Origin of the sequence: Galbibacter kalidii, from assembly GCF_026241135.1 — a bacterium.
Taxonomy (GTDB): Bacteria; Bacteroidota; Bacteroidia; order Flavobacteriales; family Flavobacteriaceae; genus Galbibacter.
Genome location: NZ_JAPFGA010000036.1, coordinates 1 through 10,443, shown reverse-complemented (window position 1 = coordinate 10,443; position 10,443 = coordinate 1). Strand labels below are relative to the sequence as shown.

The window sequence follows — 10,443 nt, the reverse complement described above, 5'->3', positions numbered from 1 at the left end:
TTACAATGAACAACTTAAATGCAAATTACGAAAGAATATTGGAAGTGCTAAGAAAAATATCAAAAGAAAAACTGCTCCCATACCAAAGGCGAAGCCCCCGGATGAGTGATTTGGAAGTAGTAGGATTGTGTTTAACCGCTGAATATATGGGGATTGACAGTGAAAACCACCTTTTCCGGATGCTCCCTGGCCATCTTGCCAATAAGATTGAACGCAGCGTGTACAACCGTCGCCGGAGGCGCTTAATGCCCTACTTGGACAAGATACGGGGGCCTTGGCCAGGTATTTCAACGAGTTTGAAGATTATTTTGTTGTGGACAGCATGCCGTTGGAAGTGTGCAAGCTCTCCCGTTCATCCCGTAGCAGGGTTTGCAAGGAAGAGGATTATGCTTTCCCGGACAAAGGGTACTGTGCCTCACAGGGCCTTTATTTTTATGGGTATAAGCTACATGCGGTCTGCTCTGTGGGTGGGGTGTTCCAAAGCTTTGACCTGAGCCCGGCATCTGTGCATGATATTAATTATCTCGATGATATCAAGGCCCAGTTGTCCGATTGTGTCCTGCTCGGGGACAAGGGGTATCTTTCGTCAGAAGTCCAGTTGAACCTCTTTGAGAACCACCAAATTGAATTGAGCACCCCGATGCGCAAGAACCAACGGGATTACAAAGATCAGCCCTTTGTGTTTAAAAAATCCAGAAAACGCATAGAGACCTTGTTTTCTCAATTATGCGACCAGTTTATGATCCGCAGGAACTATGCTAAATCTTTTGAAGGGTTCAAAACAAGGGTATTGTCGAAAATAACGGCACTCACTGTAATTCACAGTACATCAATAAATTCATTTTCAACAGAAATATCAATAATATTAAAATCAGCATTGTTTAAAATGCACAACGGGTATAAATAATATAATCATTATGCTATGATAGAGGAATTTTATATCAAGAAAAAGCAGGAAATGATTTCCTATTCTTACTCTATATGTAAAGACATGGAGATGAGCAAGGATATCGTCCAGAATCTATTTTTAGATTTATTGCAAAAAGACTTGTCAGAAATCGAAAACATAGATGGTTATGTGTACAAAGCTATTAAATTAAACACATACAACCTACTATATAGACATACAAAAAAGAAAGGGATTATGAAAACTATTTATAAAGAGAAGAATAATGTGGGTATAATTAATAATGAAAAACACTATGACTTTATTAAAGAGTCCATTCTTAAAGGATATATCGAATCTCTTCCCGAAAAACGACAGAAAGCATTTATAATGAAGAGGCTTGAGGGTCGAAGTATTCGAGAAATTTCTAAAATTATGTGCATTAGTAAAAAAACTGTAGAGAACCATATCACTAATGCGATTAAAGACCTAAAAAGAAAAGCACAAGACCTTCAATAAAGATGATTCGAATAGCAAAACGTATAATTTTAATTTTTCTCCTTTTTTTTTCGTTAGGTATAGCAGGACAAAATGGTAGTCTATATTACAAAGAAGCTCTTGGGTATGCCTCTAAAAACAAAATCTTACAGGCACTGAAAAGCATTGAGACTGCTATAGAAATAGATGGGAATATGTCTCCTCCTGAATTTTACTTTCACAAATATGAGTATTTGATTAAACTTGGAGAGTATAAACGATCTATTTATACATTAAACCACGCCCTCACCCGTTTTCCTAGATCAGTTCTTTTACTTAATGCTAGGGCTGAATTTTATTTAGCCCTTAGAATATATAAGCAAGCTATTTTAGATTATGAAAAGATTGTTGTATTGGTAGGCAGTAATGAATTGGTTGATTATCAGGTTAAGCTAGCAAGTGCTAAATTTCTAATTCGTGATTTTTTGGGGGTTGCCCCTATTTTAAAATTGGTTCTAAAAGAGGATCCTTTGAATATTGATGGGTTGAATTTATTAGCAGCATTACATGTTGAACTCAACAACTATGAAAAAGCCAAAGAGGTTTTACATACAATAGCAAATAAGAATCCGAATAATATTTCAACGATTATTAATCTAGGGTATACTTATCAAAAGGCAAATCAACACGAGAAAGCTATATCGTATTTTAATAAGGCTCTACAGTTAAGCCCCCAACATCCCGTAGCTCTTTGCAACAGAGCTCATAGTTGGTTACAAATTTCAAATGTTGAAAAGGCAATTACTGATATTAACCAGTCTATAAGTCTGTTGCAAACTAATTCATATGCCTATATGATTAGGGGGAAAATTAATTTAGCTTTGAAAAGAAAGAAAAGTGCCTGTGAAGATTTTACTATCGCGAAAAGCTTAAATTTTAAGAAGCAATATGGGATTGAAATAGATGTATTACTATCTAAATATTGCCATTAGCGTTGCGTTTAAAAAAATAAAAGTTCTTTGAATTATTGTAGATAGAGGCTTGCGAGCGATTTTAGGTTTAAACGATTTGAAATGGTTGAGTTAAGTTTATGGTTTTGCGACCAAAAACTTTCCTTATGAACCAAGGCAAATATGTTTTTCCCCCCCCCACTTATGTCCTTTGTAGACCATAATGATTTTAACCGGTGCGTTTCCAAATACAAAGGCAATTACAAAGCCCGGCATTTTAGCTGTTGGAGACAGTTCCTGTGCATGGCCTTTGGGCAACTGACCCACCGTGAAAGCCATTAGCGACACGGTATTGTGCCTAAATGCCAATGCTGATAAGCTCTACCATCTTGGCATAGGCAAAGAAGTGGCCAAGACGACCCTATCTAGAGCATACGAGAACAGGGAACTGGCGCATTTATGCTGATTTTGCCATGCTCCTCATTGCGCAGGCGCGTAAACTTTACGGAGACGGCAATCAGTTAGAGCTGGAACTGGAAAAGAATGTCTTCGCCATAGATGCCAGCATCATAGACCTATGCCTGAGCATGTACCCTTGGGCAAAGTTCCGCAGGAACAAAGCAGCCGTAAAACTTCACCTGCAGTTGGACCTGAAAAATTCCATTCCCTGCTTTGTCCATATTACCACGGGCAAAGTGCACGAGGTGAACGTGCTGGAGATGATAGATTTTGAAAAAGGCGGTTTCTATGTCTATGGACAGAGGGTACCTAGATTTTGAACGGATTTACAGCATTACCTTGGACAAGGCTTTCTTTGTAACCCGTGCCAAGCGGAACATGGCCTTTAAAAGAACCTGCCCACTGCCCTGCGGTAAATCTGCCGGGATACGCTGCGACCAAACCATACGGTTAAAGAGCCACTACCCGTCCAAATATTACCCCAAAAAACTCAGGAGGATAAAGTATTATGACACCGAACGGGAAAAGATCCTAGTGTTCCTGACCAATAATTTTGACTTGAAGGCACTGGAAATAGCACAACTCTATAAGCACCGATGGCAAATAGAAACCTTTTTCAAATGGATAAAGCAGCACCTGAAAATCAAATCCTTTTGGGGGCACAGCGCCAATGCTGTCAAAACACAGGTATGGACAGCCATAGCCGTTTATGCCATAGTGGCTATCGTGAAAAAAAGACTAGACTTGCCACAAACAATGTACGAAATCTTACAGATTCTGAGCATTACCATTTTTGAGAAAACAACTGCAAATCAACTGTTTAAAAAAGACCATCTACAAAATTTCAAAGAATAAAACTGTAATAAACTGAAAATGTTCGACTTATAACGAAACGCTAATGAGTGCAGATAAATGTTCAATCTCCCTTTTTAGATCAGGAATTTTAGAAAATGCTTCGTTCAAACTGTTATTTTTTAAGCCAAAAAAGGAAAAGAACTTGATGATTTTTCCAATTGCAAATGCTCCTTGAATTTCTTTTCGAGGTTTTGCATAAGATGGTAAATCAGCTATTTTTTTATTTTCTTCCATTTCAGTTTTTCAACTTGTTGCCAACACCCCGCTAAATGCTGTTGACAGAAGTTCTTTTATTCAGCCTTAAATAAGTCAATTGTGTAATCAAGTAATTTTTTGTCTCCATAGTCTCCGTGACCGAGAATAACAATTTTAACATTTGGATATTCCTTTTTAATGTTTTCTAATGTACTTGACCAATCTTCAACATTTGCATCTCCTAAATAGCCTTTACTTGCATCAAGTTCTTTTATTAAGCAACCTCCAAATATTATGTTTTCACTTGGAAAATAGCCAATAACATTGTCTTTCGTATGACCTTTTCCGAAATACTTTGCAATAATAGTTTTATCACTCACTTTTAATATTAGCGAATCTCTAAAGCTATTTTGGGGAATAACAAAATTGTTTTCCTGTGCAAGCTCAATTGTTTTGAAATATGCATACGAAGGAATTTCGTTATCATTAAATGCTTTTAGTCCTCCTAAACAATCATCGTGGAAATGGGTCGGGATAATTACATTTATTTTACAATGAAGTGTATCTTTTATCCATTTGATTAGTTCCTCTGAACTTATATCGTTGGTCGGAGTGTCAAAAACTATTGCTTCATTATTATCGCTTACGATTAAACCGTTGCAAGGGACGTTTCCAAAATCTTGGGTTTGCAAAAATGATGTATGTTCAAATGAGTTTTCGGAAATTTGGATTATAATTAAATCATCAGATTTATAAACTACTTTGGGGTTGAATTCGTCTCGTTTTTGGGAACTACAATATTACACTCGCTACAAAGATTACGGTTATCAATAGGGTATTTATAATGACTTTCATTATGTTATGGTGTTCTTTTTAGAATTTCTGTCAACGTGTTATATGAAAAACCAAAGTAGTAATTTACCCCTTAATATTTTAAGACAAGAGGACTTTTTTTCATTCCGGTTTTTATTACCAACCTGAGTTCGATTAATCAGAAAGCACTTATCTGATTGGTAACCAATGCATTTTGATATTTGAGCGAAGGTTTTTTAGGGAAAAAGGAGTAGGCAATAAGCCCAGCGATGAGATTGGTAAAGAAATTCCCTAGGGAACGATGCCTTGAGTGTTCGATTTGGCACATGTTTTTCAGTTCATCATTGACGGTTTCTATGATGGATCGTTTTCTGAGGTTTATCTTGTCCGACAGGGTCATCAGGCTGTTTTTCATGTTGTTGCGCAATTGGGTTATCAGGTGGATGCCGTCCACAAACAAGATTTCGGCCAGTTGTTTGGATATGTAGCCCTTATCGCCGAAGAGTTTTCCGTAAATGCCCCGCAAGAACCCTTCGTTCTTCAACGGTTCACGGTCGTCCACGTTGGCCGGTGTAATGGTAAAGCTCAGGATTTCGCCACGGTCGTTGATGACCAAATGTAGTTTGAACCCGTAGAACCACCCCATGGTGGACTTGCTCACTTGTGCTAGTTCCTTAAACACCTTATTTCGCTTGATACGCTTGTTCTTACAGACCTTCACGGCGGTGAAGACCAAACTTCACCTTGTGGAAAAGTGTCCCGGCGGTAGGGCTTTCAACGTGTTGGCACCTGTAGCAAAAATAACTGTGGTCGCTGCGGTGGTGCCCACTATTGTGTTCGCACTTAGAACATTCAAAACCGTCGTGCCACTTTAAATCAGACAAATAACGCTTGCAGGAAGCATCATAAGGGAAGACTTTTATAAAGTCTATGATATTTTGACCTTTAAATTGTTCCATTTTTCTTTATTTTGGAGGCCATAAAGATATGGAATTTATATGTATAACTCAAAAAACTTATTCTTGAATAAATAATCTAAAGTGTCATTATTCTTTAATAAGGATAGATTCCTGTTTTCTCTATACACTTCAAGTTCTTCGTCAGTTCTTTGCCTTTTATTATTAAGTATAAATTCTTCTCTGCTCACAGGTCTTTTCAGCTTCAAGTTAAAGGTTTTTTGAAAATTTAAATCGTTATCCTTTACTTCTCTATTTAAAATACTGACTATAGGCACACCGTCATTATATTTTTAAAAAAACTGTGTCTCCTGGCTTAAAATTGTATAGGGATTTAAAGTAGCAATGATATCTATGTTGAAGTACAATGCCTTTTTTAGATTTTATGTCTACTGTATCCCTATACCCCAAATGGTTATTAGGGTAAATTTTATTTACTATAAAGTCATCATCTTCAGAATAAACAATCAAATCTAGAGTTGGTGAGTATCCTCCATTTTTATACCAAAGTGTATCTTTAGAATAATCTCTTTCATCAAAGATTACAGTAATCAAATTGCTTTCCGATATATTTGGTTTTGATATTTGGTTTGAAGTCTTGTTTTTATCACATGATATTAACAACAACAAAGCTAAACTCAACTTATAAACATTCTTTATCTGCATATTTTTACTTTTTATAAAACATTTAGTGTTTAGTACGAAGACGCAGTTGAACATGAGGCACAACACCATCGAGCACCAGAAACACCTTGTATGACACTTTGAGCCTCAGCATATGAAATATCATAAAATACCGTTGGTTTATTACTACCTGTAGAGGCACCACCATTTGGAGGCTCAAAACTAGTAGTATTACCAGATTGACCAGCCGGAATATAGGCTCCACAGCCACCTTCTCCTCCGTTAACTAGTTTTTGCTGTTTTTTATCGAGAACAGTAACTCCTTCCAAATTAAGAATTTTGTTTAACATAACTAAACGTTTTAAAAATTATTTTTGGCGTGAACATTTAAAGACACTCACGGTTTGTGTCTATTCTTGCAAGAATATTTTATACCAATACCTCTAATAAATCATTAACGCTATATTCAATGGGCAGTTCGTGCCCATTGATAAAGATGGTTGGGGTGTGAGTTATATTTTCGGCCTGGCACCACTGGTGCATGGCTTCTATTTTTAGCCATTGTTGTTCCAACTCCCCATTCATAGGGTATTGTTGTGCAAAGCGTTCGTAATCTTTCTTATCGGCCAGATACCAGTTGTCTAGTGCTTGTTGGGTAGTTTTTTGGTTTTCATTGCCGGCTATGGCCAATAAGTGGCTTACCGGTACAGTTTTAGGGTCAGCCTTATCGGGAGCGGCCGTAAACAGCACTTGCAAATCAATAATGCCTTTTTTATGCAAAGTTTCCAAAACTGGATGTGCCTTGGCACAAGGGCCACAATAGGGGTTACACACTTTTAATACATGGTATTTTGGCTTTTCGGTTTTTAACATAATGCCCAAACCTTTTGGGCTGGTTTCTATTTTACGGGACTTAGACAACAATACCTGCAATACTGCCGGGTTATTTTTTATTTTACCCAAACTTCTTTTGTAAAGGTGAACCCCTTTTTTATCTGAAAGTAGTGTTCGCAACCAGTTCCACCCGAGTATAGGCATGGAAAAAAAGGCCATAAAGGCAGGTAAATAATCCCAAAAAGAAACCATTTCAATTCCAACTACAGCAGTTATCGTTACCTGTAGTGCCAATACTCCAATAACCATCAAACAGAATTTGCACCATTTTTTTATAACGGCCATTTGAAAGTAAATGGAATAAGCCATAACAGGAATACCAAACAGGCTTAACACCTCCAAGAAATTAAATGTTGAGATTGAAAATGAAAAAATGAGCATTAACATAAAAGAAGCAAAGAAGTGAGAAAACGACAACGAACTTAAACTAATGCCTTTGCTCAAAACCTTTGCATGCTTTGAGTTTATTACCGCATCACAACTCATTTTTTTGCCTCCGGAACAGAACTTTTGTAGGGTTGGATTATAAGTATCCATTTCGTACCATAACAACAAAGTAGATATGCCCAATCCCGCAAGTACTAATGCAATAAAGAATATGGAAGCTATACTTATGGACGAGGCTTTACTTAACCCTGTAACTGCCCACATTATAATGCAGGCAGATGCTAAAACAGCTAAGGCATTACCAACTTTTTGTTCTTTCAGTTTTTTATCAAAATTCGGCTCAATCGAGTTTTCTTTCTTTTCAGTAAGTAACGTTATACCTGTCCAAATATTAAGAAAATGCGATTTATCTACTTGTGTGCGTTTATTTTCATCATTAAAGTAACCAACAGAGTTCTTCGTTACATCTGTCAAAACATAAAAAAGTGAAGATGGAGCAAAACGTTCATCCTTTTTGTCCATTACTTGTACTATGCAAGGTAACGGGAGTTCTGCTAAACGCTCCTTGTCTATTTGTACGGTAGCATTCAATATTGTATTTTTCCAAAGCGTCCGAAATGGCCAGCATACTAGGATAATCGGGATGTGACAGGATGGTGTCTTTTGCGTAGGCTTTGGTGTGCTTTACCTTGAGACATTTGAGTAGCTTTAAAAAGGTATTTAAACAGTTGTCCATTGTGTTTTTTGGTGGTTTATTTTCAAGGGCTTACACCTTTAACACTCCAAACTCCTTAACTTTTCTCATCAAAAACAACCACAATCAGTTGAAATTTATAAATTTCAACTATCTTTTTACTGTAAATCAATTCAACCTGTACCATAATCCGAGAAGGGTTTTTTACTTTGTGAGCAATTAAAATGGAAAACAAACAACCTCCTTACAAAACCCTAAACAAATACTGTCTAAGGACTTCCCTTTGGCCGTTAAGTAGATATTTTGAACTTACTAAAAACCGTGAAGTAAAAGACGCTGTTTTAAGCAAAATTTGGGAGAACAACTTAATAAAAGAAGCTATCTACTTAACTTCTCCTGCTTTGTACAAAAGACTTAACGGTTGGCTTCAAGACAAAAGTTTTTTAAACGACAAAAAAGCTCAAAAACTAAGACTATCGCTATTAAAGTATTTAGTTCGTTCTTCGGTAAGGTGTACTCCTTATGGTATTTTTTCAGGGGTGTCTATAGGGGAACTTAGCGATTTTAGCATCATAGAATTAGAGCCGGTTGAAAAATTTAACAAGAGAGCATCTCTCAGCAGTATTATAAATAGCCGAATTTCAAAAGCAATAGAGAAAAATCCTGTAGCTTGTGTAAAAGCTTTGGGACTTATCAATGATAACGATGAAACTCTGTTTTTGTTTGGACTAAAATCCATAGATGACTCATTAATTAAAAAAATATGAAATCATGCCAACTAAAAGATATAAAAGTACATTGACCGAACAAATTATTGAGTTGGAAATTCCTGATAAGCTAGATTTAAAAGGAGAAATATCATTTAGAGATTATAAATCCAAAGAAAACAGTGGAATGTTTGGCTTTGAACTTTCCGGAGAAACTTTGATAATCACGGATATTTGGACTCCGGGTGGTTTAAAAATTACTGACTTGTTTATTTTAGAAGCCATAAATTATTATAAAATGCATGGCTTAAATGTGACAAGTGTGATAGCTGACAGGGTGATACAATCGGCGCGTGGGTTTTATTTACAAAATGGTTTTCTCCCAACCACATCTAATATGGAAATGAACAACAAATATGTACCACCTCCTGATAGTGATGAAATTAATTTTGCTGCTCATTTTTTTCATACTAGAATTCTTGGAGGAGATATTTATGAAACAAAAAATTCAGAAGGAGAGCTTCGTAGTGTGACTCGTAATGGTTTTGATATGCGTATTGAAGCTGGACGTAATGCACCACACTGGAAAATGTCTGATTCTTTTCTAGAAAAATTGGTGCAGCAGAAATCATCATTAATATGGAAGGAAGATGTTACTGCTTCTACAGAGTCATTAAATAGAGTGCCTACATCAAGTATAGCTAGTAATTTGGATGGTTTTACTAGAACATTAAATACAAGAATCACTCCAACTTCTAAATCAAATGATAATAAAAATGATATAAATGAAGGTGTTGCTTTAGATTCTCCAAAAAATTATTCTATGAAGAGGAAATAAGTCTTTATACATGAATAAGATAGCAAGTCAAAGCTCGCAAAGATTAGCCTAAAGAGACCTTTGCACTAAATGAGTAAAAAAGTCTGTTCATGATCTTGACATGTGTTGTTTGGGATCGTACCTTTAAGATGTATGCAACGCTATAGGAACACAAAAAAGGTACAGATGGGATTTTTCGACGGGCATGTTGAGTGGCGCACGGGCAAGAACAAATTTTTCAAACATGTGGACGCATTGATTGACTGGGCTCCTATTGGCCTCGCAGATACCATTATTTAATTGACAATGCCAAAAATAACAATCAGAAAGAACAAGAATTAAAATACATTAATGCATTATTAAGGCTGGACAGTATACTCACGAACGACTATAAGTATCTAAAAAGTAATATTGTTGAGAAATATGACAAGCCACAACTTTTGTCCGAGAAAGAGAAGTTAATCAAACAATTGAATGAGCAAACCATACGCTCAAAAACTAAAATTACAGTTTTAAGTATTCTTTCTTTTCTAGTTTTTGAGTTGTTAATATATTTTGCTGTTCGGAACCAAAAACACAAAAAAAGATTCCTTGAATAGAGGTGAGTATTTAAATACGTATCTTCAATCATAGTAAATATATTAAAAAATGGACATATTTAAAGGGCAAAATCTTCTGGAGTTCTCCGATCGCTTTAAAACCGATGGAGACTGCAAAGAATATCTAGCA

The 10,443-nt window shown here is 36.2% G+C and carries 13 protein-coding genes and 4 pseudogenes; 9 read left to right on the top strand and 8 right to left on the bottom strand.

The window, feature by feature from the left end; all coding sequences use genetic code 11:
• Positions 1 to 5 precede the first annotated feature (5 nt).
• The 7 genes and pseudogenes from OOZ15_RS19410 (at position 6) to OOZ15_RS19385 (ending at position 3,627) form a co-directional block, all read left to right on the top strand.
• Positions 6 to 885 (top strand): annotated as a pseudogene (locus tag OOZ15_RS19410) (IS982 family transposase).
• A gap of 37 nt (positions 886 to 922) precedes the next feature.
• Positions 923 to 1,405, top strand: coding sequence for a sigma-70 family RNA polymerase sigma factor (locus OOZ15_RS19405; RefSeq protein WP_265958105.1), 483 nt, complete (start codon positions 923 to 925; stop codon positions 1,403 to 1,405).
• Between the two features lie 2 nt (positions 1,406 to 1,407).
• Entirely contained in the window at positions 1,408 to 2,355 is a 948-nt protein-coding gene (locus OOZ15_RS19400; RefSeq protein ID WP_265958104.1) for a tetratricopeptide repeat protein, read from the top strand.
• A 141-nt stretch (positions 2,356 to 2,496) separates the two neighbouring features.
• Entirely contained in the window at positions 2,497 to 2,655 is a 159-nt protein-coding gene (locus OOZ15_RS20480) for a DUF4372 domain-containing protein (protein ID WP_416337331.1), read from the top strand.
• Positions 2,642 to 2,779 (top strand): hypothetical protein, encoded by a 138-nt coding sequence (locus OOZ15_RS19395; protein WP_265958103.1) that lies wholly within the window; start codon positions 2,642 to 2,644, stop codon positions 2,777 to 2,779. The genes OOZ15_RS20480 and OOZ15_RS19395 overlap by 14 nt, the downstream gene beginning before the upstream one ends.
• 7 nt (positions 2,780 to 2,786) lie before the next feature.
• Positions 2,787 to 3,092 (top strand): transposase, encoded by a 306-nt coding sequence (locus OOZ15_RS19390; protein WP_265958102.1) that lies wholly within the window; start codon positions 2,787 to 2,789, stop codon positions 3,090 to 3,092.
• The gene (locus OOZ15_RS19385; protein WP_265958101.1) at positions 3,061 to 3,627 is read left to right on the top strand and encodes an IS4 family transposase; all 567 of its coding nucleotides are present in this window, start codon (positions 3,061 to 3,063) and stop codon (positions 3,625 to 3,627) included. Before OOZ15_RS19390 ends, OOZ15_RS19385 begins: the two co-directional genes overlap by 32 nt.
• A 27-nt stretch (positions 3,628 to 3,654) precedes the next feature.
• On the opposite strand, the gene OOZ15_RS19380 is transcribed toward OOZ15_RS19385, so the two are convergent.
• The 8 genes and pseudogenes from OOZ15_RS19380 to OOZ15_RS19345 all read right to left on the bottom strand — a co-directional run bounded on the left by OOZ15_RS19380 (position 3,655) and on the right by OOZ15_RS19345 (position 8,232).
• Positions 3,655 to 3,861, bottom strand: coding sequence for a hypothetical protein (locus OOZ15_RS19380; RefSeq protein WP_265958100.1), 207 nt, complete (start codon positions 3,859 to 3,861; stop codon positions 3,655 to 3,657).
• Between the two features lie 56 nt (positions 3,862 to 3,917).
• Positions 3,918 to 4,677: pseudogene (gene bla / locus OOZ15_RS19375) on the bottom strand (subclass B1 metallo-beta-lactamase).
• Between the two features lie 136 nt (positions 4,678 to 4,813).
• Positions 4,814 to 5,362: pseudogene (locus OOZ15_RS19370) on the bottom strand (IS982 family transposase); the annotation flags it as partial.
• A pseudogene (locus OOZ15_RS19365) lies at positions 5,358 to 5,594 on the bottom strand (transposase); the annotation flags it as partial. The pseudogenes OOZ15_RS19370 and OOZ15_RS19365, both read right to left, overlap by 5 nt.
• Before the next feature lie 282 nt (positions 5,595 to 5,876).
• Positions 5,877 to 6,257 carry a hypothetical protein gene (locus OOZ15_RS19360; protein WP_265958099.1) on the bottom strand — a complete coding sequence of 127 codons (381 nt, stop codon included), beginning with the start codon at positions 6,255 to 6,257 and terminating at the stop codon, positions 5,877 to 5,879.
• A 29-nt stretch (positions 6,258 to 6,286) separates the two neighbouring features.
• On the bottom strand, positions 6,287 to 6,565 hold the full coding sequence (locus OOZ15_RS19355) for a hypothetical protein (RefSeq protein ID WP_265958098.1): 279 nt from the start codon (positions 6,563 to 6,565) through the stop codon (positions 6,287 to 6,289).
• Between the two features lie 79 nt (positions 6,566 to 6,644).
• Positions 6,645 to 8,018, bottom strand: coding sequence for a vitamin K epoxide reductase family protein (locus OOZ15_RS19350; RefSeq protein WP_265958097.1), 1,374 nt, complete (start codon positions 8,016 to 8,018; stop codon positions 6,645 to 6,647).
• Complete coding sequence (locus OOZ15_RS19345; protein ID WP_265958096.1) at positions 8,002 to 8,232, bottom strand: hypothetical protein; 231 nt, start codon at positions 8,230 to 8,232, stop codon at positions 8,002 to 8,004. The genes OOZ15_RS19350 and OOZ15_RS19345 overlap by 17 nt, the downstream gene beginning before the upstream one ends.
• 182 nt (positions 8,233 to 8,414) lie before the next feature.
• Between OOZ15_RS19345 and OOZ15_RS19340 the strand changes: the two genes are divergently transcribed.
• The gene (locus tag OOZ15_RS19340) at positions 8,415 to 8,957 is read left to right on the top strand and encodes a lantibiotic dehydratase (RefSeq protein ID WP_265958095.1); all 543 of its coding nucleotides are present in this window, start codon (positions 8,415 to 8,417) and stop codon (positions 8,955 to 8,957) included.
• Between the two features lie 4 nt (positions 8,958 to 8,961).
• Positions 8,962 to 9,735, top strand: a complete 774-nt coding sequence (locus OOZ15_RS19335) for a hypothetical protein (RefSeq protein WP_265958094.1) — start codon at positions 8,962 to 8,964, stop codon at positions 9,733 to 9,735.
• Positions 9,736 to 10,443 lie beyond the last annotated feature (708 nt).